Origin of the sequence: Thalassoroseus pseudoceratinae, from assembly GCF_011634775.1 — a bacterium.
Lineage (GTDB): Bacteria > Planctomycetota > Planctomycetia > Planctomycetales > Planctomycetaceae > Thalassoroseus > Thalassoroseus pseudoceratinae.
Genome location: NZ_JAALXT010000002.1, coordinates 952,153 through 976,185 on the forward strand (window position 1 = coordinate 952,153; position 24,033 = coordinate 976,185).

General features: G+C 53.6%; 21 protein-coding genes. 9 read left to right on the plus strand and 12 right to left on the minus strand.

The features are described from left to right. Window positions 1-130: 130 nt before the first annotated feature. The 6 genes from G6R38_RS09215 to G6R38_RS09240 all read right to left on the minus strand — a co-directional run bounded on the left by G6R38_RS09215 (window position 131) and on the right by G6R38_RS09240 (window position 6,484). Window positions 131-1,501 (minus strand): NAD-dependent succinate-semialdehyde dehydrogenase, encoded by a 1,371-nt coding sequence (locus G6R38_RS09215; RefSeq protein WP_166823271.1) that lies wholly within the window; start codon window positions 1,499-1,501, stop codon window positions 131-133. Between the two features lie 60 nt (window positions 1,502-1,561). Continuing rightward, a complete protein-coding gene (locus G6R38_RS09220) occupies window positions 1,562-2,770 on the minus strand; it encodes a hypothetical protein (protein WP_166823275.1) in 1,209 nt (402 codons plus the stop codon). A 96-nt stretch (window positions 2,771-2,866) separates the two neighbouring features. Beyond that, entirely contained in the window at window positions 2,867-4,195 is a 1,329-nt protein-coding gene (locus G6R38_RS09225; protein WP_166823280.1) for a bifunctional aminoglycoside phosphotransferase/ATP-binding protein, read from the minus strand. A gap of 285 nt (window positions 4,196-4,480) precedes the next feature. After that, complete coding sequence (locus tag G6R38_RS09230) at window positions 4,481-5,314, minus strand: ZIP family metal transporter (protein WP_166823284.1); 834 nt, start codon at window positions 5,312-5,314, stop codon at window positions 4,481-4,483. 116 nt (window positions 5,315-5,430) lie between these two features. Next, the gene (locus G6R38_RS09235; protein WP_166823287.1) at window positions 5,431-5,817 is read right to left on the minus strand and encodes an SPW repeat domain-containing protein; all 387 of its coding nucleotides are present in this window, start codon (window positions 5,815-5,817) and stop codon (window positions 5,431-5,433) included. Window positions 5,818-5,824: 7 nt separating this feature from the next. Further along, complete coding sequence (locus G6R38_RS09240; protein WP_166823290.1) at window positions 5,825-6,484, minus strand: vitamin K epoxide reductase family protein; 660 nt, start codon at window positions 6,482-6,484, stop codon at window positions 5,825-5,827. Between the two features lie 271 nt (window positions 6,485-6,755). Between G6R38_RS09240 and G6R38_RS09245 the strand changes: the two genes are divergently transcribed. From G6R38_RS09245 to G6R38_RS09270, 6 genes are all read left to right on the plus strand, one after another. Continuing rightward, the gene (locus tag G6R38_RS09245) at window positions 6,756-7,259 is read left to right on the plus strand and encodes a ferritin family protein (protein ID WP_166823293.1); all 504 of its coding nucleotides are present in this window, start codon (window positions 6,756-6,758) and stop codon (window positions 7,257-7,259) included. Window positions 7,260-7,346: 87 nt separating this feature from the next. Continuing rightward, a complete protein-coding gene (locus G6R38_RS09250; RefSeq protein WP_166823295.1) occupies window positions 7,347-8,423 on the plus strand; it encodes an NAD-dependent epimerase/dehydratase family protein in 1,077 nt (358 codons plus the stop codon). 463 nt (window positions 8,424-8,886) lie between these two features. Then, window positions 8,887-11,019 carry an ATP-binding protein gene (locus G6R38_RS09255; RefSeq protein ID WP_166823298.1) on the plus strand — a complete coding sequence of 711 codons (2,133 nt, stop codon included), beginning with the start codon at window positions 8,887-8,889 and terminating at the stop codon, window positions 11,017-11,019. A 127-nt stretch (window positions 11,020-11,146) separates the two neighbouring features. Further along, window positions 11,147-11,764 (plus strand): 4Fe-4S dicluster domain-containing protein, encoded by a 618-nt coding sequence (locus G6R38_RS09260; protein WP_166823301.1) that lies wholly within the window; start codon window positions 11,147-11,149, stop codon window positions 11,762-11,764. A 21-nt stretch (window positions 11,765-11,785) separates the two neighbouring features. Continuing rightward, entirely contained in the window at window positions 11,786-12,142 is a 357-nt protein-coding gene (gene queD / locus G6R38_RS09265; RefSeq protein ID WP_166824159.1) for a 6-carboxytetrahydropterin synthase QueD, read from the plus strand. A gap of 145 nt (window positions 12,143-12,287) precedes the next feature. Beyond that, window positions 12,288-13,742 (plus strand): DUF1598 domain-containing protein, encoded by a 1,455-nt coding sequence (locus G6R38_RS09270; protein WP_166823304.1) that lies wholly within the window; start codon window positions 12,288-12,290, stop codon window positions 13,740-13,742. A gap of 9 nt (window positions 13,743-13,751) precedes the next feature. On the opposite strand, the gene G6R38_RS09275 is transcribed toward G6R38_RS09270, so the two are convergent. The 3 genes from G6R38_RS09275 to G6R38_RS09285 form a co-directional block, all read right to left on the minus strand. Next, window positions 13,752-14,186, minus strand: a complete 435-nt coding sequence (locus G6R38_RS09275; RefSeq protein ID WP_166823307.1) for an Ig-like domain-containing protein — start codon at window positions 14,184-14,186, stop codon at window positions 13,752-13,754. An 87-nt stretch (window positions 14,187-14,273) separates the two neighbouring features. Then, complete coding sequence (locus G6R38_RS09280; RefSeq protein WP_166824162.1) at window positions 14,274-15,293, minus strand: DUF1559 domain-containing protein; 1,020 nt, start codon at window positions 15,291-15,293, stop codon at window positions 14,274-14,276. A 371-nt stretch (window positions 15,294-15,664) separates the two neighbouring features. Beyond that, window positions 15,665-15,808: a hypothetical protein gene (locus G6R38_RS09285; RefSeq protein ID WP_166823310.1), complete on the minus strand. Its 144-nt coding sequence runs from the start codon at window positions 15,806-15,808 to the stop codon at window positions 15,665-15,667. Window positions 15,809-16,152: 344 nt separating this feature from the next. On the opposite strand from G6R38_RS09285, the gene G6R38_RS09290 reads away from it, so the two are divergent. From G6R38_RS09290 to G6R38_RS09300, 3 genes are all read left to right on the plus strand, one after another. Further along, window positions 16,153-17,904, plus strand: coding sequence for an alpha/beta hydrolase (locus tag G6R38_RS09290; protein WP_166823313.1), 1,752 nt, complete (start codon window positions 16,153-16,155; stop codon window positions 17,902-17,904). 243 nt (window positions 17,905-18,147) lie between these two features. Next, the gene (locus G6R38_RS09295; protein ID WP_166823316.1) at window positions 18,148-18,807 is read left to right on the plus strand and encodes a hypothetical protein; all 660 of its coding nucleotides are present in this window, start codon (window positions 18,148-18,150) and stop codon (window positions 18,805-18,807) included. Window positions 18,808-18,952: 145 nt separating this feature from the next. Further along, window positions 18,953-20,317 carry an MFS transporter gene (locus G6R38_RS09300; protein ID WP_166823319.1) on the plus strand — a complete coding sequence of 455 codons (1,365 nt, stop codon included), beginning with the start codon at window positions 18,953-18,955 and terminating at the stop codon, window positions 20,315-20,317. A 126-nt stretch (window positions 20,318-20,443) separates the two neighbouring features. On the opposite strand, the gene G6R38_RS09305 is transcribed toward G6R38_RS09300, so the two are convergent. The 3 genes from G6R38_RS09305 to rimI form a co-directional block, all read right to left on the minus strand. Next, window positions 20,444-21,928: an aldehyde dehydrogenase family protein gene (locus tag G6R38_RS09305; RefSeq protein WP_166823322.1), complete on the minus strand. Its 1,485-nt coding sequence runs from the start codon at window positions 21,926-21,928 to the stop codon at window positions 20,444-20,446. Window positions 21,929-21,975: 47 nt separating this feature from the next. After that, on the minus strand, window positions 21,976-23,130 hold the full coding sequence (locus tag G6R38_RS09310) for a lactonase family protein (RefSeq protein WP_206028518.1): 1,155 nt from the start codon (window positions 23,128-23,130) through the stop codon (window positions 21,976-21,978). 216 nt (window positions 23,131-23,346) lie between these two features. Then, window positions 23,347-23,886 (minus strand): ribosomal protein S18-alanine N-acetyltransferase, encoded by a 540-nt coding sequence (gene rimI, locus G6R38_RS09315; protein ID WP_240928131.1) that lies wholly within the window; start codon window positions 23,884-23,886, stop codon window positions 23,347-23,349. Between the last annotated feature and the right edge of the window lie 147 nt (window positions 23,887-24,033).

Sequence of the window (24,033 nt, forward strand, 5' to 3'; positions counted from 1 at the left end):
CAGCGTTACACTGCACTTGGTCGAAACGATGCGCGCGTGATGAACGAGACAACTATGCATCGTTCGATTCAAAACGTATTGTGCTAGCGAGGTCGCCAAAGTTCAGTTGACCGCTAGGGCGACTCTAGTATCAACCCACCCAAACTGTCTTTCGATTGACGAACGCTAGCATTCCATCTTCTCCGAGTTCTCGCCCGTATCCCGAGTTTTTGATTCCGCCAAAGGGAATCCGTGGGTCGGATTTGACAATTTCGTTGAGGAAGACCGCGCCGGCCGAAATCTCGGAACTCAGTTCGATGGCATTGTCTGGCTGCGTGGTCCAAAGACTGGCGCCGAGGCCAAAACTCGACCGATTTGCTAACTGAATGGCCTCCGAGATATCACGGAACGGGACCACTGCCGCCACGGGGCCAAATGTCTCATCATCAAACGCGGGCATGCCCGGCGCGACGTCTGTGAGGACAGTTGGCTCATAAAACCAGCCTTTCCCAGGAAGGTTTCGACCACCGCAAGCGAGTCGGCCGCCGGCTTGGATCGTTTCGAGAACTTGCCGATGCAATTGGTCCCGCAAGTCCGAGCGTGCGAGTGGTCCCGCGTCCGTGTTCTTGTTAAGCGGATTTCCGACCTTAATTTGCATCATTTGCTTCACAAATTGTTCTTGGAAATCGCCAATCACAGCTTGGTCGACCAAAAAACGTTTCGCGGCGATACAGCTTTGCCCCGTATTCTGAGTGCGTGCTTGGACGGCTTTAGGGACGACCTTCGATAGATCCGCATCGGCCAAGACAATGAACGGATCTGAACCTCCGAGTTCGAGTACAGTTGGCTTGATGTGCTCTCCCGCCTTCGCCGCGACAGCACGACCGGCACGTTCGCTTCCCGTTAGCGTGACACCACGAATAGCCGGAGACGCAACTAAGTGTTCCGCGCGCTCACGCGAAAGGAAAACAACTGAGAATACTCCTTCCGGAAAACCCGCTTCCGAAAAAAGTTTCGCAGTCTCCGATGCGACACCACAGACATTATTTGCATGCTTCAATACCACAACATTGCCACTAGCAATTGCAGGGACTGCAGCGCGGAAGACCTGCCAGTATGGGAGATTCCAGGGCATGATTGCTAGGATCGGACCCAATGGGTCGTTCTGAACCCAAGACTCTTTTGCATCGGTTGTGACGTTCTTTCGTTCTAGTATTCGTCCGCCATTGTGTGCGTAGAACTCACAAACACTCGCACATTTTTCAACCTCTGCCTCAGCTTGCGAAACCGGCTTACCCATCTCGAGTGACGCAAGTCGAGCTAACTCTGCTTTCCTTTGCTGTAATCGAGCAGCTAAATTGATCAAACGCTCCGCCCGTTCAGCGAACTTGAGTTTTCGCCACGCTTCAAATGCTTCTTCCGCCGTCTGGAGGCAATGCTCAAGTTCACTCTCAGAGGTTTCTGCATACTCGGCAATTGTTTCCTCGGTGGCGGGGTTGATCGACTGAATTGTATTGCCCATGATTTCTCCAGTTATCCAAATCGACTAATGTTCAAGACATCTGACCGACGGTCACTCGTTCTATATTTCTTCATCCACAAATATGATGTGCCGAAAGTAACGGTGTTCTTCGAAACTCGCGCCCAGAGCCCCGACAATCACAGAGAACGATGCCACAATGACCGAAACAATTGCATAGACCTGCCAAGTAATGTCGTCGAGGCCAGTCCATCGCTTTATGAGTTCAGGCTGAAATAGCAAACATGTGACAGCAGTCAAGAGTGCAAACGTCGCGGCATACATTGCTAGCATGCCGATGAGTACGACAGAAACTGATGTGACATTCGTGATGACTGATTGCTCACTCATTCGCTGTTCACGTCGGACGAGGAGTTGCTGTCGAACCGTGACATAACCAGCGGTCACGAGAATCGTTGCGATTGCAAGAAATACGGAGAGAGCAATCGGCTGGACGACGGAGAGTTCCCAGGCCTCGGCAGTCACGATAAGTATCAAGGAACTCGACAAGGCTGCCGTCGTGAGGCGGTTTAGACGCACGGGAAATTCCCAGGGTCTTGCGCCAATCACAGCATCCGCAATTTCATGGCGATTCAGCCAAGAACTTTGAATGTAGAAGGAAATTGGATGGATTCGGCCTTGCTCTGGGACTTCTTCTAGTCGAAGGTCCGCAATTAGACTCAAGTTGTCCTTGAGGACTTCACGTTGCTGGTCGGACCAATCGGCGTCGTCTAGTGAGTCTAAGTCGACGAGCGTCTGAATTCTGTTCATAATCGTGTCAGATTCCCTTTCACAATCAAGAGAGTTGATCTGACCAAATGCCTGCCGTGCTAGAGTCTTAAGTCGACCAGCAAGGCAACGAACCCGAACTGAAGAGTCTACCGAATGGTCTTCTGTGCGAGGGTCAAGCCGAGCGGTTGAGAGGACTGCGGAATCCATCGATCGGGACACAATGCCGTATGCAAACGGCTTGTAATGCGAAACGAGGTCGGCGGGTGTGACAACAAACACAAAATCCCAATCGCGGGCGTCACGTTCTTCTCTCGCAATGTCCAGGAGAACTACAGGCTCGGCTCGGGTATTGGTGGAAGTCAGTTCGCGTCGCCACACCGTCTGAAACTCCCATTCAAAATCTGGGAAACTAGTTGAGAGACTCTCCTGCAGACTTAATCGAAACTGCTGTAGCGCTTGCGTCGTAGGTTGATCCAACTCTTCGGCGATGATTAAGCCGATCTCAATGGGGCGGAGTGCTGTCGTTTCTGTCTGCGTCATGCCTGAGTGTCTCCTTGATCCTGTTTGTTGGCGATCTTGGTCGTCTAGCATTCGTTGGCTGTCTTGCAGCCCAATTGGCACTCAGGGACTAAATCGCTAACGATGATCGAACATCTTCTGGATCGGCCGTTCAATGTCTTTAGTTGTATCGATCTCGTACACGAAGTTGCGTTCGTATTCCTCAAACGGTTCATTGTTCGTGAGTTGCATTTCGAGTACTCGCAGATCCGCGTCGGAAACGTCATCGGCTTGCTTGCTTCGTGCAGTGACACGTGACTGTAGAGTTTCGGTGGGGGCTTGTAGGTCGAGAATGATGAATTCGACGTCATTACGTTCTGCAATATGGCGAAACCGTGCTCGGCGGTCTTTTTTAAGGAATGTCGCATCAGCAATGACTGGGAAGCGAGTGTTAACTACCAATGCCGCAACTTGGGCAAGCCGTTCGTAAGTCTTCGTGGTTGCATCGTTCGAGTATAGGTTCGCGTCTTTGATTAGATGGTTAAATAGACGTTTGCGTTCGACATCGGATCGAACACGGATTGCGGCATGTTGTTCAAGTGCAGTCTGCGTCACCGTTGTCTTTCCGCTTCCCGAGAAGCCATGAGTGATCAGCAACGGAGACCGGCCAGGATTCGAGTATTCTTCGGCCAAACGTATCAATGCATCCATCGCCTGAATTTCTTCATGCGGAATATCGTGTTGATCATCGTTTTGACTCCATCGAATTGCCTTCACTTTTGCGCGGACGAGCGCACGATAGGACACGTAGAATGGAAGCAAGTTCACGCCGTCATAGTCTCCGGTCAGTTCGAGATAGCGATTGAGCAGTCGATAGGCATATGGACGAAGATTTCGGTACTCGAGGTCCATCATGATGAAAGCAATTTCGCACATGACGTCGATCCAGCGAAGTTCTGGATTGAAGTCAATACCGTCAAATACGGTAACTCTACCATTCACGAGAGCAATGTTGCCTAAATGTAAGTCGCCATGACATTCTCGGATATAGCCGTTTTCACGTCGCATCTGCCAGTTAGCGGCAGAACATTTCCAATGTTCATGGAGTTGGCTTGATATTCGTTTGAGCCGCTGCAACTGGGCCTCGTCTGTGAGTTGTTTCTGAAGAGGGGCGATGCACCCCTCGACGGCTTGCCAGATCAGATTGCTGGTTCCGTACGCTGAATCGAGTTCCGCAGTGTCGATGTTTGTATGGAACTGGGCTAGCATCTCCGCCAGTTCGTCAATGTGGTTTTGTTTCAGGTCGCCATCGGCGGCGACCTGTTGGAGGAGTTGATCCGAGTTGAAACGCTTCATTTTGACTGCATAGTCAATTGGTAGTCCATTTCCTTCCAGTTGTGGATTCTCGATGCTTCCGGTGATTGGGACCACATCCAAGTAGAGTTCCGGTGCCAGTCGTCGGTTCAATCGGATTTCTTCGTTGCAGTAGTGGTGACGCTTCTCCAATGTGGAGAAGTCCGCAAATCCTAAGTCGACGGGCTTTTTGATTTTCCACGCGTAGTCTCCATCAAGGATTACCCATGAAATGTGTGTCTCGTGCAGTTGAGGTGGATCTTGTTCTGTCGATTGTTCTCTGATCTTTGCGAATAAGGAGTGCCCCAGATTCTTCATTGTTATGAGCCGTCTTTCGCATAGGTGACAGGTTGATTTCGTCGATCGATTTCCGTGTTGTATGGCGGACGTGCCATTGCGTCAGCCGAGCGCCACGTCCAGTACCATCATGATTCCAAAGCCAATCATTAGCCATAGTGTCGACCAATCCACATTTCCTTCATGTTGAGATTGTGGGATCAACTCTTCAACGACCACGTAGATCATCGCACCGGCGGCAAAGGATAGTGCATAGGGAAGGATTGGTGCGGCGTAGACGACTGCCGCGGCACCTAGGACTGCGGCAATAGGCTCGACAATGCCAGAGATCTGTCCATAGAAGAAGCACTGCCGTTGAGTTAAACCGTCGCCCCGCAAGGGCATCGCGACTGCAATGCCCTCGGGAAAGTTTTGGAGACCGATCCCGATTGCCAATGCGATCGCTCCACCGATCGTTGCTGATGTTAGTCCTGCAGTTGCTCCACCAAATGCGACACCTACGGCAAGTCCTTCGGGGATATTGTGAATGGTAATCGCTAGGACTAGCAAAACGCTCCGTTCCCAAGCCGTTTTGTGTCCTTCGGATTTCTCGATTGGGAGATCCGGATGTAAATGCGGTATTGTTTGGTCAATCACCCAGAGGAAAGCCCCTCCAGTTAGGAAGCCGATCACGGCTGGAAGCCACGCCGGAATTGATGTTGACTCCTGGGATACTTCAATTGCAGGAGCCAATAGAGACCAAAAACTAGCCGCTATCATGACTCCCGCAGCAAACCCTAACATTGCGTCAAGAAATTTGCGATTGACAGTCCGAGTTGTAAAGACAAGGGATGCGCCGACTGCGGTCACTCCCCAGGTAAAACACCCAGCGAGCAATGCTTGCCAAACGGGGTGTGTGTCCGTGTACCATTGGGGAATGACATTACTAAAATTCATAAGCTTTCAGTGTGATGTCTATGTTGGTGCTAGTCTTGTCGTGCGGCCGGCCGTCTGATGTTCTTGGATGAAAGATGCAGGATAATGTTGGCCGACGCGATAGATCTTTGAGATTACTAGTCATTGGACGTCAGTGGCGTTTCGGGATAGATGTTGTCGGGATGCGGTAGCTGCCAAGCTTTTGGAGGCGCAGTGGCTCGATTTGGGATGACTCCGAACATCATGAGCAGCAATCCGACGAGAAGATGGTTCTGCGCCATTGCCGTTGCGTCGCCAAATCCTTTGAGATAAGCAAATGCGACTAACCAACATCCAACGAGTGGTTGAAGCCAATGTGCAGCACGCGTTGGTCTCCAGTAAGACAGTATGGCCAACAGAATGACAACACTACCGCAAATGAGATTGTGTTCCCAAAGACCGTAGTTGGGTTGTCCGTAATAGAAGATCAACGGACTCATGATTAACCAACAACCGAGAGTACCTTCAAGATCTCGACTCCACATATCGTCCTCATGCTTTCTTTGTTTCTGGGAAGGTGATCATCTGAGCGGCGATCTTATCTCCTTCAGGGGTACGAACGCCGAAGAAGATTTTCCAAAAGATGGAACGGTCATCAGTCTGAGTCCACACACGATAGAGATACAGCAGACATGACCAAACTTCGTCAAACGCGAGCACAACTAAGATGAGAGAAATGACTGCGGTGACCAGGCAGAGGAAACACCAGGAACCGACAGCCGTGCCTTGCAAGATGACGAGGATCACGCTCACGAGACCAAGCGGGATGACGTCAATTCCGAAGATCAAGACCAGCCACGGGCGATATTGCCAGCGTCGCTGAGAACCAGCCAATCCGAAAATGGCGTCGCCAAGGTAGGCCAAGGCTCCGAAAATCGCATCCGGGACAAGAAACCAGTAACGCATTTCTTCGGAAACGTCGGAGTCGAGAACCGACGCCGTTTGCTCGCCAAACACGGGATCCCAAACGTCGTCAATCAATCGCCATTGATACATGCCCATGTATGTTGCGATTGCGAAGGCCACCATCGCCAAAACGCAGATGGGAATCCTTTGGCTCCACGCCGATGGGTTGTACTTCCACGGTTGTGGGATCGCGTCGTCACGACACGCATTTTGTTCCTCCTGCGACGTTGTCGACTGGCTGTTCATGGCACTGGTGTCCCCGGGAGTCGAATGTTGAAATCTGAACATGACTCCCAGCAATCGGTAGACCAATCTCGTCAGAGCGGACAAACCCGGCCAATTGGCAAATCGGAGTGCGATCGATGGTCACTTTGGCCCCAGAGTGGTCGATGAACTGGCAACCAGAAGGGCGACGCCAATCATAGGTTCGATTTCCCTTGGTTTTCGCTGGTCTTTGGGGGCTTGAGGATGGCTGGCACGGTTCGTGCACAACATGCTCGGAGAGAGGAGTAATCTCATGAATGATCCCATTAAGAATTCTAAGACCAGTCAACACGCGGATGCAACCTACGAACCACTTCGGACAATTCTGGAGCGGGTTCAGCAGTACCATCAGCGGTTTCGAACCGGTATTCAACACGATGGCCAATGTCCTGACAGTTCCAGTAAGGACTACCTTCTGCGTTGGCTTGCAGCGACCGAGAAAAGTGAAATCGAGTTGCTGGAACTGATCACGGCCGAGTCCAAGTCGGATATTCTCGATACGTGGATTCAATACGTCCCTGATGGTGAATGTATCGAACGTCTCGAGTCGTTGAAGTTGCGACCCGAAATGAGCCTCGATGAGGTCTACGAGTCCACAATGAGGTTCTATCAGTCGCTCAGCATGTTCTACACGCAGCTTGCTCAGCAGGTGAATGCAGAAACCGTGAAGGAGTTTCTGCAGCGACTCGTGGACCGTTACGAGGCTCATCTACGGACGCAAGCCTGGATGATGCGGGACTGTGATACCGCATCGTAATCGAAGGGGGAACCCGCGAGGTGTTTTGTCAGACGGCGTTGAATCGTCGTTGCACTCGTTTTCTGATCTTTTCAACGAAGAGCGACCATGTCACAACCGCAAGATCACTCGAACGCGAGCAAACCCGTCGTTGTTGTCACCGGGGGGAGTGGCCTGATTGGAACTCATGTCCTCGATGAACTGGGCCAACAGTACGAGTTGGTGGTGCTCGACCAAAATCCGCCGCAGACAATGCGGGATCAAGTGGATTTCATTGAGACCGACTTTACAGATGAGAGTAGCGTGAAGGCGGCTTGCGAGAGCGTTCGCGAGCAGCACGGGCCGCGAATCGCCAGTGTGATCCACTTGGTGGCCTACTACAATTTCTCCGGAGAACCGAGCCCACTTTACGATCAGTTGACCGTCGAGGGAACGCGAAAATTTCTGCGGCAATTGAAGCAAGCGAGCCTGACGGTGGATCAGTTCGTCTTCTCAAGTAGCTTGCTGGTGATGAAGCCGCAAGAAGGTGAGATCGACGAAACTTCCGAAACCTGTGCGGAGTGGGCTTATCCACAATCGAAGCTGGATGCGGAAGATGTCATTCGAGAGGAGCGGGGGGAGACGCCTGTTGTCTTCTTGAGAATCGCCGGGGTTTATGACGAAGAGTGTCATTCGCTGCCGCTCTCGCAACAGATCACGCGGATCTACGAGAAGCAGCTTGAGAGTTGGGTCTTCCCAGGGGATACGAGTCACGGGCAGACGTTGGTGCACTTGGAAGATTTGGCCCGCTGCATTCATCGTGTGATCGAGAAGCGCAACGAATTGGGACGCGAAGAGATTTTCTTGGTCGGTGAACCTGAAGTGCTCAGTTATGGCGAACTCCAAGATCGGATTGGCGAACTGATCCACGGGAAAGAATGGACGACAATTCGGATACCCAAGGTTGTTGCCAAAGCCGGCGCGTGGGTGCAGGGGCATCTGGCCTCTGATGATGACTCACCCTTTATCAAACCGTGGATGGTGGATCTCGCGGACGCCAATTACAACGTCAACGTCGACGCGGCTCGAACGAAACTCGATTGGGAACCGCGACATGAACTAGCAGAGACATTGCCGTCAATGATCGAATTTCTGAAACGAGACCCCGATTCCTTTTACGAGAAGAATAACTTGGGGGCATCCTAGTCTCGTTAAATATCTGTGACGGGACAGCTGACGAATACAACATACAACGACGCAAGAGCCGAACAATCGGAATCGGCTCTTGCGTCGTTTCTTTTTGGGCCGACTTCTAGCGGACCCAGACAGTGTGAGTTTCGATGCATGATCGGGTAATACGGGGCCTACTTGCGGAGTTTGGCTTCCTCTGGGTATGGTGAGATGCGGCGGTTATCCTGTTCGTTTGATCTTGATAAGATGCTTGCCGACTTAGGAATTCGGATAATTCCAAAAACACCGCGTTTCCAGTGACTCGACATGGCGTCTGTGTATCGATTGACCCATCTCATCGGAATATTGACGCGAAGAAATGCTCGCGATTTTGGATGTCGGACGGATTGTTCGCTACGAATCTAAACTTCATTCTATAGTTGGACCAACCAACCGGTTCCGATTGGGATCACCAGATCTTCATTGAGGCTGTCGTGCGATGGCATGGCGCGATTTGCAACGACACATTCTCCGAATTAGTCCTGTTATAGCGGGATTCTTCGTCGCAATGGTCGTTTTCCTGGTGGTGCTGGATGTCGATCGTTCGAAGAATGTGCAATACCGCAAAAGTGTTCAAAACAGCACACTCGAACAACTCACCACCCTGCGGGCTCACGCGGAAATCGCAATCAACACCCGTGTGCATCTGATTCGTGGCTTGCGAGCCCATGTCTCGACAAACCCGGACATCGACTCGCGAGAATTCGCGAACTTGGCATCCGCGATGATGAAGGAATGCGAAGGTGTCCGCAGTTTCTCACTGCTGAAAGACAACATCATCAGCGACGTCTTTCCTCGCGAGGGGAACGAGGGAGCAATTGGCTTAGATTTGCTGAAGCATCCCACACAAGCGTTGGCCGCACGCGAAGCCATGCGAACGGGACAACCATGGCTTGATGGTCCAGTGAAACTCGTTCAAGGGGGAAATGCCTTCATCAACCGAGCTCCTGTCTATGTGGCAGAGACTCTCGATCATCCGCGGGCTGGCGAGTATTGGGGAATGGTTTCCATTCTGTTCGATGCGGAGGAACTTTTTTCAGAACTCGTGGATGAACAACCAAGCGGAGTGCAATTCGCCATCCGTAGCCACGACAAACGAAATGAACGGACCAAATACATTTTCGGGAACTCCACCATTGAAGAACTCGCTCCCCTGGAGCTGGAGATTTCGCTGCCGACAGGGGCTTGGCAACTCTTGGGAGTGCCCAAATCGGGGTGGCCGATTCGTGCACCGTCGTCCATATCATTGCGTGTAATTGGCGGAGCGATCGCACTGTTGACGGGAATTCTCGTTTACCTACCACTGCGGTCCAATCAGCAACTCCAGCGAGCCCGTCAGTCGGCCGAAGCGGCTTCCATCGCGAAAAGCGCTTTTCTTGCCAATATGAGCCACGAGATCCGGACCCCCATGACGGCTATTCTGGGGTATGTCGAAGTCTTGCGAAACGACCCCGAATTTGCCGATTCACCGCACGAACGAAATAGGGCGTTGAAAACGATCCAACAGAATGGAGAACACCTCACCACGGTCATCAACGATATCCTCGATCTCTCGAAGATCGAAGCCGGCAAGATGACGGTGGAAAATGTCTCGTTTTCTCCAAGACGATTGCTCGAAGAAGTCGTCAGCTTGATGCGGTTCCGTGCCGAGTCGAAGAAATTGGATTTCAAAATCGAGGTTTGCGAGCCGATGCCTGCGACCGTGAAATCCGATCCGACTCGGATTCGGCAAGTGTTGGTCAATCTGATTGGCAATTCGATCAAATTCACGCAGTCGGGACACGTGGCTGTCCGCGTGCAGTTCACGCAGGAGCCGACGGCTCGACTTGAGTTCGACGTCATCGACACCGGAATCGGAATGACGGTGGAAGAGCAGCAAACGCTTTACCGGCCATTCACTCAGGCAAATGAAACAACAACCCGTCAATTTGGCGGCACGGGGTTGGGGTTATCGGTTTGCAAACGGCTTTCCGAAATGTTGGGAGGCGATATCGTCGTCCTACAGTCGGAACCAAACGAAGGGACCACATTCCGATTTTGGATGAACGTGGACTCCTTCCAGATCGATGCGGAAACCAGTGCGATAACGTCCGACGCCCCGCCGCGAGTATGGACTCTCGAACCGTCAACGCAACCAAGTGTAACCGCGACCAAGCTCGAACCCGGCTGCCGGATACTGCTCGCAGAAGACGGAATCGACAATCAACGCCTGATTTCCTTTATTCTCAAGAAGGCCGGTGCCGATGTGACGATGGTGGAGAACGGACAGCTAGCCGTCGAAACCGCCATCGATGCCTGGCAGACGGAGTCGCCCTTCCATGTCATCCTCATGGACATGCAAATGCCGATCATGGATGGCTATGAAGCGACATCATGCCTGCGTTCACGCGGGTACGATTGGCCAATTGTCGCACTGACGGCCCATTCCATGATCAGCGACCGCGAGAAATGTCTTGCGGCCGGGTGTGACGAGTTCCTCACGAAGCCCATTGATCGCTCGCGGATGGTTCAAGTTGCGAATGAGCAAATTCTGCGAGCCATGAGTCGGACCGCGTCCCAAGAAGGCAAATGAGCCGCGTGTCGAGCATCTGAACGTGCGTTTTACGAATGGTCGGCGGTTCGACCTACCCTTTGACGATGTCGCCGGTTACAATCTGGCAAATTGAAAATTCTCGGTTCCGCAGCGGATGGGTTCGTCGATGACGATTTCGATGCAAAAATACTTTGAGACCCGTAAGGCCGATCGGAAAAAAGAAACTCGGTACCTGGCGGTTATCAACAAAGACAATTGCACCTCCTGTAATGCCTGTGCAACGCAATGCCCGGTGGATTGCATCTACGAAGTGGTTGATCCGATTCCCTCGGAAAGCTACCACCAAATTGATACGTCTCGGTGCATCGGTTGCCAGCTGTGTTATCGGGTGCCGTCGGAGAGCAACGACCACTACACGCTGGAGATCTGCCCCTGGAACGCGATCGACATGCTACATAATCCGAATGTGAAGCCGTCGGATGAAAGCGTGCTGCAGCCGTATTGGGTCGGCGAAGACACCGACATGCCTTGGCCGAAAATCGAGGAATACGGCTACCAACTCCGCATGGATGGCGAGGTCTTCCTACCTACGAGCGAAACCGGTCTGCAAGAGATCATGGGCTGGCTGATGCGGAAGGATTGGTACTACGACGACGATGTAACCGTCGAAATCGTGCAAGAGATTTCCCGCAGCGATGACTACATCCTCTATCGAGCCACCGAAGACGGGCGCGACGTGCTCGACGTGGCATACGAAGATTACCAGCGAATCTTCCTCGATTGATCAATGGAAGATATCCGCCCAATGGAACTCTACAAAGATCTCACATTCGAAGCGGCTCATCGGTTGCCGAATTTGCCGGAGGGGCACAAGTGTCGGCGATTGCACGGGCATTCGTTTCGTGTGCGGGTTTGGGTATCGGGGCCGGTGGATGCGGAAACCGGTTGGGTGATGGATTTCTCCGAGATCAAGAAGGCGTGCGCTCCGCTCATCGATCAGCTGGATCACTACTATCTCAATGAGATTGAAGGGTTGGAGAACCCGACCAGCGAGAACATCGCGCGTTGGATTTGGCAGCGATTGGCAAGCCAATTGCCCTTGTTGGACCGGGTGGAAGTCCGCGAGACCTGCACGTCCGGCTGCGTGTACCGCGGCGAATGATTCTGGTATCGTGAAATCAGCCAGTGTTGCCGAAACTCGCGAGCGTTGTGGATAATCCACGGACAAACGCGTGTCGCAGAGTTGTGCCATTGGTTCAAAATGCTGCGATTCCCAAATCTCTGAGCGGGCCGGTCAGGAGTTTGCGATGCGTTGGGTGATTGGTTTCGTTCTGGCGATTTTGGTCGATTCCGTTGTTCAGGCTCAGGGATTCGCACCGGTTGGCGGCGGCGTCGCGGTGCAGGGCGGACAACAAGGCCAAGTTGCGGGTGGGCAACAGGGCCAGGTCGCCGGCGGTCAGCAAGGCCAAGTGGCCGGCGGAGTCGGCGGGAACGCGGGGGGCATCGACATTGATGCACAGGGTGTGGTCTCGCCCAAATTCGGTCAGAAGCAATCGCTCAAGCTCACGCAAGCGAAGATGCAAGCTTTGGCTGAGAAAACCCTCAACGCCGATGTCAATCAAACCAGCGAACTGCGAAAAATTTCCTTGGTTCGGATGGAACAAACCATCGAAAAGCATCTCACCGATGGGACACCGATTCCCGTTGAGATGCAGTTCCTCGCGGGGCTCACGCGGATCGACTATGTGTTCCTCGACGAAGACGGGAAGGACCTCGTCCTCGCGGGACCGGCGGAAGGGTTTGCACCGGATGATGTCGGTCGAGTGCGGGGCACGGAAACCGGTCGCCCGCCGTTGCGTCTCGATGACTTGATGATTGCACTGCGGACGTTGGAACGCACGAGTTCGCTTGGATGTTCGATCGACCCGGATGAACAACGTCTTGCTCAGTTGCAGCAGTGGGTGCGAGCGAATAGCACGCCCGCGTCCCCGGCGGTGGCGGCTCAGCGATATCGGGCGATGGCTCAAATTCTGGGTTTGCAGAACGTCCGCGTATGGGGAATTCCCGCGGATTCGCACTTCGGTGTGGCTCTGGTGGAAGCCGATTGGCGAATGAAACTCATGTCGTTGGGACTCGAACGTCCGCCGGTGAAAGGGTTTCAAAGCCAACTCGCGGGGGTCGGTCTCCGGGGCAACAGTATGCAACGATTTTGGATCACACCACTTTACGACGCCTTCCAAACCAACGACGACAAAACCGCCTACGCTATTTCCGGGCAGCGGGCTCAAGTGATGTCTCAAGAAGAATACGTCGACGGAGCCGGAAAACGCAGCGATGCCCCCTTCACACGGGTTTCGACGCAGCGGTTTGCCAAGAACTTCACAGAGAAATTTCCCGAAATCGCCGCCACCACGCCCGTATTTGCCGAGCTGCAGAATCAGCTGGATTTAGTCATTCTAGCGGCTTTGATGAAGAAAGACCGATTGCCACAACGGGTCGGTTGGCGGATGTCGTTATTCCTGGACGAACAGCGAGCTCACTTTGCCCGCATCGAACCGCCAAAACACGTCAGCACGGCGGCTAATTTCAAACGCGTTGGACAGACGCTGGTCGGATTGATCGGGGGCGGCGTGATTGTCGACCCGATGCAAACCATTCGCAACGCGGAATTCTCTACCGAAACCGCCGGTCGGCTCAACGGAATCCGCAAGGGCGCGCTGGAAGAAGCCGCACCAGAGTCGCATCCTTGGTGGTGGGACTGAAACCGGCCATCAATTGCCGTTAGTCGATTTCAAATCGAGATCGATTGTGTTGTGTCCGGACTCGACTGTGATCAGCTGAATCTCTTGATAGTATTCCTTAGGAAATTGCGGTCGTTTCGGTTTGGATGACGGGACTGGCTTGCCGTCCGGCCCGATCTGGGGCATCGTGTTGCTTCCAGAATCGTTTCCAGGAACCAATTGCACGCGATGCTCACCGGCTTTGATACCTTTTTTCTGAAAGCTGAAGGCAGCTTCGTAATGGCCGTCGGCATCGGTACTGGCATACGAAGGTGATCCGGTGCCGTCCGCTGGAGTGAACGAAAGATTGATGCCCTCTGGTGCGGGATTTCCATCAACCGTCACGGTGCCTTCGAGTGTCGACAAACCATTGCCACAGCCCATGAAACCTAAGACCATCGGTATGAGTAGTATCAATCGGTGCATGAAAAGACCTCGACGAGTGAAACATGGGACGCCCCGGTTGCAACACCAGGGCGTCCGTGACATGAGAAGAATTCGTAGGAACAGTCGTTAAAACTCGCCGTTGAGAGGTTGGCCGTCATCTCGGCAACCGAGCCGTTGATATAGACCGATAGTCGATTTGTCGATGTCGCCGAACGACGTGCTCCAGTGGTGTGGGTTGCCACTCTTGTCTAGACCATTGCTGTATTGGATAGTCTCGCTAATAAATCGCACGCTGCCATCAACCAACAAGAAGTTTGCACCGCCAGGGTGATAGCTGGAAAATGCCGAGTAATAGCGACCAGTCAAAGGTTGATTGAGTTTCATCAAGAACGAACGTCCCACCACTTTCGGTGAGGACCACGCGCTTTCGCTATTGACGTTGCCCACACCGACCCAATAACCCGCTTGGTGGTCCCAACCGCGTTCGCCAACAAGAAACGTGTTCGACGTGCCGTCGATGATGTCCGCAAACGTGGTCCCCTCTTGAGCTCCAATCGCTCCGTGTTTCTCGGAGACAGCTCCGCTCGCGTTCCAGTTGCTGTACTGATAAGCGTACACACCGATATAGTTGCTAACTGCGGGTTTCGTATCGTCGGGACCGCCGCTGTGACAAAAATCGGCGCTGGTGTTGATATCTCCAGGCGTGATGTCACTGGGGCAGCGGTAAATCGAAAGCGGTGTACGGATCGCTGCTACGATGTCGGCGGGCCAACTTGAAGAGTCGTTACCTGGAAGTGCTTCGTTGAATTCGCGTGTGCCGACACCGAGCAGGTTGTACAAGTTTTCTTGTTCGATAAATGGCAGAATTCGTGCCCCCCAACCCCAGGCTTTCGTCCAGTTCGCAGCATTGGCAATGTCATTGAAACTATAACCGGCGGGCAATTCTTGGTTGGTGTCATGAAAGTTGTGCATCGCGACCCCAATTTGTTTGAGGTTGTTCTTACACGACATCCGACGAGCCGCTTCACGTGCCTGCTGGACCGCAGGCAAAAGCAGGGCAATCAAAATGGCAATAATTGCTATCACCACCAACAGTTCAATCAGCGTGAATCCGGTACGCCGGGGGTTCAGGGCAGGTCTCATCATTAACCTCTAGGAAAGAAACAGGGCACAAAATAATGTAATACTGTGCACAATATCAAAAGTGATTGATGCGAAAGTATGGAAGGATATTGGCAGGGTTGGGGTATTATAGCAGGACATGAGGGTATGGAAACGAAAGAAACCTGCCAGCTAATTGATTAGCTGACAGGTTTCGGTAAAGGCAATGACAGCAACAAATTACGGGCGAATCCGCATGGTTGCTTCAGATTATCAGACGGCGATTTTGCCAGATTCGACGTCTGGTTGATTTGAATTGGAACTGTATTTGCGATCTGTATCAGTGCTCGCAACCGGCAGGGGCCGAACACCTCATTTATGAAATCTGCGGTTAGAATCCCGACACGATTCAAGATTTATTCGAAGTCGTCGGGGTCGAATCCAAGCTCGTCGGCGTCGGGTTGATAAACCAGAGCATCACGCAAATCGACGGCGCTGGTGGTGTTGTCCATGTCGTCGGAAATCGAGGCCAAAAGATTGGCGGTGCTGGCGATGTGCATAGCTGTCCTCTCTGGACCCGTATATCGAATCCGTCTTGAATTGAAATCGAGTTGAAATGTTGAGGTTGATAGGACGGTTAGCAAGCGGAGTGCCAATTCGAAAAATAATTTGGAAAACGCAGTTTTCGCTGGCGTTTTCGACATTTCCCGCAAAGTGACCGCAGATTGCCCAACCGGATTGCGGAACAAATTGCATTCGGAAAGACCAAATTGAACAAACTGAGACCGGACTACCGAGACACGGCTAAAATTCCCCTCGGAGATTCGTCTGTGCAGGATTGCGGTTCTGAATACAATCCGTGTCATGGATTCGCGGTTCGCTGGGGAAAAAGGATTCATCCGCAATGCGTAGTTTACTTCTACTGATGTGCTGGTTGGGTATGGTGATGGCTGGCTGCGCTCAACAATCGGGCGAGGATCGAGCTGCTTCAAAAGACGAAGAAGAGTTCCGCTCCCCGGTGGACCCTGCGGATGTGGACGTTCCCGATACGACGGAAGACATGGTCGAACCTGTCGTGCCGGAGGACGGAAGTGGCGAACCGAATATCGCGGGGCCATTGGTTCCGCTTCCGCCAGTTCCTGAACCGGCTCCTGAAGACTACCCAGACACCGAACCGCGAGTTCGCATGCGTCCGGACCGTCTCCCCGTCCGTGCAGTTCCAGACCAACCTCAGCAGCTTGCGAGTGAACCCCGAGAAATGATGGCCGCACCGGATCAGCCCGGCGTTGAAATGATGGCCCCACCCAAACCGGAAATTCTGGCACAACCGCCAGCCGAAGAACCTATCCCCGAAGAAATGGCTGCGGAAGACGTCTCGGAGGAGCCAGCCGAGCGGAGTCGGGTTGTTCAAGTCTTCTACGCAACGGATCGCAACCCTGAATCTGCGATTGCGTTAACTCCAACACGTCGATTCCAAATGTTCTACCTGCCACCGGCCATCGTTGGTGGTTTGGCCGGTCTGTTCGCGATAGCGATGCTCTTGCACCGGCGGCGAATTTTGCTGGGGCTGGGCATGATCGCCTGTGGCGGGGTCTCGGTGTGGATGTTCCAAGATGCCAGTTTGCAAGCTGAGGCTTGGGACCGGGCGGCGGATTATGGAGACCGTGTGTATGGTCCGAGTCGGCATGAAGTTGATGGTGTTCCTCAAATGGAATGGGGACGCTGCGAAGTCACGCTTCCGCCTAATCACCAGCCCGGCCAATTCGAAACCGCTTCGCTGATGCGAATGGAGTTCTCGCAGGACCCCCAAAAGCACATCGTACTACAACGCACCATTCGAATGCCCGAAGATGAGTTGCTTCTCGATTTACAGAATGTCATCGTCAATTCGAAACGACACGAGGCCTTCGTGTTTATCCACGGTTACAACGTGAGTTTCGCGAAGGCGGTTCGGCGGACGGCTCAGATTTGGTACGACTTGGAATTTGATGGAGCCGCATTGTGTTACAGTTGGCCATCGCAAGGTGAGACCGCGTCTTACACCTACGATGAAGCCAGCGTGGATTGGGCCGTATTGCAATTCGAACAAACGCTGAAAACGGTCATCGAAGAAAGTGGAGCCGAGAAGGTCCACGTGATCGCACACAGTATGGGCAACCGGATACTCGTCCAGGCACTCGAGCGGATGTCTCTCGAAAACAAAAGTTTCGGGTCCGAATCCCGGAAACTACGATTAGGGCAGATCATCATGGCGGCTCCCGATGTAGACGCCTCCGCCTTTCGCAATCGTTATCTTCCCGCCGCTCGCGAAATGGCGGACCGCGTGACCATGTACGCCTCGTCGAAAGACCGTGCTCTGATTGCGTCCGCGAAAATTCACGGGCACACACGAGCCGGGCTGTCCGGCGAGTACTTGGTCACGGTCGAAGGTTTGGAAACGATCGACGCTTCCGCGATCGACACCAGTCTGATCGGGCATTCCTACTATGGCGACAATCCGCTGCTGATCCATGACTTACGAAGCTTGATCGACCGAAACGCCCCCGCGAAAGCCCGACAGTGGCTCACCGAAGTCGCCAAGCAATCAACCTTACCGCACTGGGTGTTTGACCCGAATATCCTCGCAATGCAACACGAGTTGCTTCGTCGCGAATAACGGGCGAGTCATCGTTCAGAGTGTGAGAATGCACGGCTCAGCGGATTTGTGTCCTGGCTCTCGGAATGTCACTGTGCGCAATTTCGATTGTCAGCGGCATTCCTACGGTTAGACTAGATTGGTCTCGCATTCGTGCCGTGACCGGTGTTCTGAGTTCCTTGGAAGTTTTCGGATCATCGGACTCTGCCCAGCGGCAAGACATGAATCAACGAAATCAAAACGAACCTACCTGGGAGCCCGCCCATGCGTGAAATATTGTGGAGTTTCTTGATTGTGACCGTAGCGTCGGGGGCACTTTCAGCGCAGCAGAAGTCCAGCGTGACGGCATTGGATGCGAAAGCCAAAAAGGCGGTGGAGAGTTTCTCGCGGGAAATCTTCGTCATCGCGAAGGAGTACGAAGACGAAGGCGAACTTGAAAAAGCCAAGTCGATCCTGGAAACGCTGTCCGAGGTGCATCCGGACCTCAAGGGACTCAAGGAAAAGATCAAAAGCTTGGACGAGGAGATTCTGTCCTCCAACGATTTTGAGATCGGTTGGACGCCGGCATCGGTCTGGAAGACTCCGGTTGCTCGTGTTGCCAAGGGAAAGACATTTCGCGTGCAGGTGGCTGGTGCATACCGGATGTCCGCGAATTTGAACATGACGGCCAATGGGATTCCGCAAGGTAAGAGCATTGACTCGGCACTTAATGCTGCTCCGTTCGGTTCGCTTGTCGGGGTCATCATGCCGTTGGACAAAAAGAAAGCTAAGAACACGGAACCGTTCCCAATCGGGGATGGAAAGGACATCAACCCGAAGACCAGCGGATTCCTCTACATCCGCGTTAATCTCCCGCCCGGTAGCCGTCCAACGGGGAAACTCGACCTCAAGTTCAGCGGTTATGTGCTGAAGCTCAACGGGTAGAACTGCGGACCGAATCGGCTGTGCTCACCACTCGGCTGCAGCCACTCGACTCCTGATCCGCCATCGGCGGCGCTCGCCTTTGAGGATTGGCTGAACTACAATTCGACCTCGGATCGTCTTGTGTGTTCGCTGGATCGGGAGAGGTATGTCTGCATCGGAATCCACCGCATCGCCGAGTGGGACCGCCACCGAGGAGTCGGAGGAATCGGGAATCTTCACGCAGCATGAAGGACCGGATGAGCGGTCGCGGCAGATCGAACAGCTGCAGACTCGGAATCTGGTGACGTTGGCATTGCATCAAATTGTGATGCGGACGTCATGGATTTTCAAAACCGAAAGCGTGATCATGCCCGCTTTCGTCGATGCCATTGCCGGGGCGGCTTGGGTGCGTGGCTGGCTGCCGGTGTTGAATCGATTTGGGCAAAGCGTGCCACCGTTGTTGTTCGCGGAACGCCTGCAATACGCACCGCTGAAAAAACGACTGCTGATCGCGACAACGTGGATCATGGCGATCCCGTTCCTCACACTCTCCGGAATCTGGCTGACCCTACAGGCGACGAATGCCGAACTTGACGGTTTGTTCTGGCTACCGCCGTTGTTTCTGTTGCTGTATACGATTTTCTTTTCCACAACCGGCTTGAATCTGCTGAGTTTCAATACTCTGCAGGGCAAACTCATTCACGCCACGCGACGCGGCAGACTAATGACCCTGACCGGCGTGATTGGATCGTTGACCGCGATCACATGTGCTTGGCTCGTCTTGCGAACGTGGCTCGAACGAAAAGGCGGCGGATTTGGGTTCATCTTCGGAACTACGGGATTGGGATTCTTGGTGGCGGGGGCAGTGGTCTTCTTGGTGGCCGAACCAGTCGATCAACTGGAACGACCCCCTCGACGACCGTTCTGGAATCACTTCCAAGTGGGTTGGGAAACGTTGAAAGTCGATCACAACTTTCGCTGGCTCGCGGCGACAGTCATGCTGTTTATCACCACGATGCTCTTGTTCCCCCACTATCAAGCGATGGGACGGGAACGGTTGCAGTGTGATCACAGCGAACTTCTGACTTGGCTGATCGCACAAAATGCCGGTGCGGGGCTATTCAGTGTGCTTGCCGGCACGCTCGCCGACCGCTACGGCAATCGGCTCGCGATGAGAATGATGATGACCGGAACCGTCGCAACACCCTTGATGGCCCTAGCCATCACGAACGGAATCGTTCCCGGCGGGCGGTCAATCTACTGGGTGACGTTCGTGCTCCTTGGTTTAACACCGATGGCGATTCGAACCATCTCGAACTACACACTCGAACTTTGCGATGAGATGAACCATGCGAAATATCTCAGTACCTTGAAAATCTGCATGGGCATTCCGATTCTGTTCGCACCGCTCGTCGGCGTACTGATCGACTACACGGGGTTCACCCCCGCGTTCCTGGGGGTGGCTGTGTTGCTCTTCGCCTCTGTGCTGATGACGTTCCGACTACCAGAACCACGGAACGGACTTCACTAGACCGAATCACGGTCTACTGTGTCCATGATAGAAGCGGAAAACGCGTATGTTTCGTAACCCCCGCGAGACAGTACCCGCTACGATCAAAAGTAATCTGCTCTGGAACGTCATCGACACGGACACCCGCTACAAGGGCCGGACTACGGAGAGGCTGCGGGTGTAGTCGAGGTAAGTTTCGACAGACAACACTCCGCCGCCGATGCCGCTTTTGTTGATGCCTGCATACGGCACACCTTGTGCGAACACGTTGTGTGCGTTGATCCAACTGTTCCCGGCAATCATACGTTCGGCCACCCGGTTGGCACGGTCGAGGTCACTGGTCCAAACGCTGTTCGCCAAACCGTAATCGGACGAATTGACCATGTTGATGGCTTGCTGCTCGTCATCGAATGGAGCGAGGTAGGCCACCGGTCCGAAGATTTCCTCGCGAGCAGCTACGTTGTCCAACGAGCCGGCCAAGAGCGCGGGTTTCACGTAGTAGCCGTCACGCCCTGATACTTCGGCGGCTCCGCCGGGAAGGACCAACTCAGCACCTTCGTTCTGGCCTTTCTCCAAATACCCCAACACACGCTCGCGTTGTTTCGCGTTCACGACCGGTCCCATCTGGGTTCCATTCTCAAGCTGATAGCCGATTTGCACTTGCTCCAATCGAGACTTACAGGCATCGACGAAGCGATCGTAAATTGGCTTGTGGATTAGCCAGCGGGTTGCGTCGCAACAGACTTGACCGGTGTGGAAGGTAATCGCCCCCACCAGTTTTTCGGCGGTGTCCTCAATATCGACATCGTCGAACAGAACGGCCGCCCCTTTGCCTCCGAGTTCCAACTTGACCGGTGTGAGGTTGCGACCACAAACCTCGGCAACCATTCGGCCGACTTCCGGTGAACCGGTGAACGACATGCGTTGTAGTCCCGGATGGGATGACAATGCGGCTCCTGCCGTCTTCCCATAGCCAGTGACAACGTTGATCACGCCGTCCGGAATGCCAACGTCTTTCGCGATCTTGGCGAAGTACAACGTCGAAAGCGGAGTATCCTCCGCCGGTTTGACCACGATTGTGTTCCCTGCCGCCAGTGCCGGTGCAATGTTCCAGCCCAACAGCAGAAATGGGAAGTTCCACGGAAAGATGAACCCACATGGCCCCCACGGCATCCGAACGGTGCGAGCATCGTATCCCGCAACTGCGAGCGGTGTGCGACGTTGAATGTGTTGCGACATCTCTACGAAATATCGCATTGTGTCGACGAAATTCTGGATGTCGCCTGTCGCCTGCGAAAGCACTTTTCCAGCATCAAGCGATTCCAACCGTGCCAAAATCGGGCGGTGTTTCTCGACGGCATCTGCTAGCCGATGCAGCAGCACGCCGCGTTCGTTCGCTGGCATCTCAGCCCAACCGGAGTGCTTGAATGCACTGTCTGCAGCGGCGACGGCTTTGTCGATATCGGCATCGGCCATCGCAGTCACGTCGGCAAGTTTTTGTCCGGAACCGGGGTCGGATGTCGTGAAGGTCTCGCCACTTTCGGCGGGAACCCATTTCCCGCCAATGAAGCCTTTCAAAGGGGCTTCGGACAAGAATTGATCGACAGCATTTTGAGTGTCTTGGTCAGTCATGTTGAGCAGCTTCCGTGAAGACTGGATGGGAGATCGTTGAGATCGAATTATGGTTGAAGGAATCGAACGCAAACCGGCATCGGCACCGAGACCGGTTCACCCACTGGATCGAGTTTGCCGGTTTCTTGGTCGATTGTGAAGACCGCGACGTCATCCGAATCTTGATTGGCAGCCAGTAAAAATTTGCCGTCGGGGGTGATGTTGAAGTTTCGAGGTGTTTCGCCACGAGTCGATGCATGGCCAACCGCCGAGAGTTTTCCGGTGTCTGGATTGACTCGGAAAATTGCGATTGTGTGATGGCCTCGGTTAGAGACATACACGAACTTACCGCTCGGATGCACGCGGACTTCGGCTGTGGAGAGATTCGTGCCGTTGTGTTTCTCCGGCATCGTTGAAAGCGTTTGCACCGGAGTCATTCCGCCGGTGTCGGCGTCGTATTCCAGCGTCACTACGGTCATCGTCATTTCGCCGTTGATGTACGCCGTCTTGCCGTTCGGATGGAACGCGAAATGTCGGGGACCGGAACCGGGTTCAATCTTGGCAAACGGCGGGTCGTTCTTGGTGAGTTCACTCGTGTTAGGATCGAATCCGTAGATCAGGACTTGGTCCAAACCGAGATCGCACACGTAAGCGTGTTTGTTTGCTGGATCGAGATTGATGCTGTGGGCGTGCGGTCCTTTTTGGCGACGTGGATTCACGCTGGAACCTTCGTGCTGCATGACGGTGGCAGGGTCTTGCAGGGAACCGTCGTCTTCGATCGGGAGGGACGCACAACTACCGGCCCCGTAATTCGCTACGAAAACGGTCGTGCCTTTCGCATCGACAGACACATGACAAGGCCCGACACCGCCCGACGGCTTCCGGTTCAATTCCGTGAGCTTGCCGGTTTGGGAGTCGATCGCCAGAGCGGTGACGGCCCCGGTCTTCTTGCCTTCGAAATTGGCCATTTCACTGACAGCGTACGCGAACTTCTTGTTGGGATGGAATTCCAAAAATGACGGGTTCGGCAACTTCGCCGCCAGTTCGGGTTTCGAAAGCTCGCCGGTAGTCAGATCGAGTCGAGATAGGTAAATTCCTTCGCTCGCGCTATCGCCTCGAGTGTATGTGCCGAAGTAGACGAGTAGTTCGTTTTTGGGTTCCTTCGCGGTCGCGGAACCGGCGGCAATCGTCAACACCGCCAGTGCAAAGCTCATCGGGACCATGCCAAACTCCAGGTATGAGGGGCGAATTGATTTTCCTCAGCATACCACCCTGGAGTCCAAAAAAAAGCCTCGGAGAAATGCCTCCGAGGCTTGTGGGAACTCAAATTGTCGAGCCATTCAGTAGCAGCCCGGATTCTGGCTCGGCCAGTTTTGTTCCGTGGACATTCGAAATCCCCAGGGGGCGAGTCCACTGTGTGGGCAGACGAAACTTAGATGTTAGGCGGCGTCATATTCCGAGATGCGGTTTTGCGGCGCAAATGGTGAGAACACGTCGTCGACCGGTTTGAGCCGGTACTGCATCGCGTAGGCGTCTTCGGCAGTGTCTTCGTAGTAGTTCCGAATGACCTCGACGGCCCGGAATCCTTGCTGACTGAAGAACAACTGTGCGGGCAGGTTTCGTTCCCGAACTTCCAGCACGATTTCCTGACGGCGTTGCTGCGAAAGCTTGTCCACCAACCGACGAACCATCTGACAGCCCACACCATGTCGTCGATGCGAGTCACTGACAGCAAAATTGAGGATCCGGAGCCGCGATTTGTGAAGCTCGTAGATCATGAACCCGACGATATCGTTCCCGGCTTCCGCAACCATGCCGATGCAGTTGCGTTGCCGTAAACAACAGAGGAAATCTTCCTCGGACCAAGGGAACTCGAAACTTTGCCGTTCGATTTCAAGGACTTCCGCCATGTCTCGGCGAATGAGCCATCGAATTTGAACCTTCAAGCTCTGCTCTTGTTGCGTGTTTCCGTACGACACGGTGGCCTCCTTGCCCCAGACTGACGATGACGGACTCGGTCTAAATACTCCGCAGATAAATACAAAACCGCAGGGCGCAGATCATTCCCGCAACACGCGCCGCGTGGTTGTTATTTGTACGCTCGTGGGAGTTGATAATGTAATGAG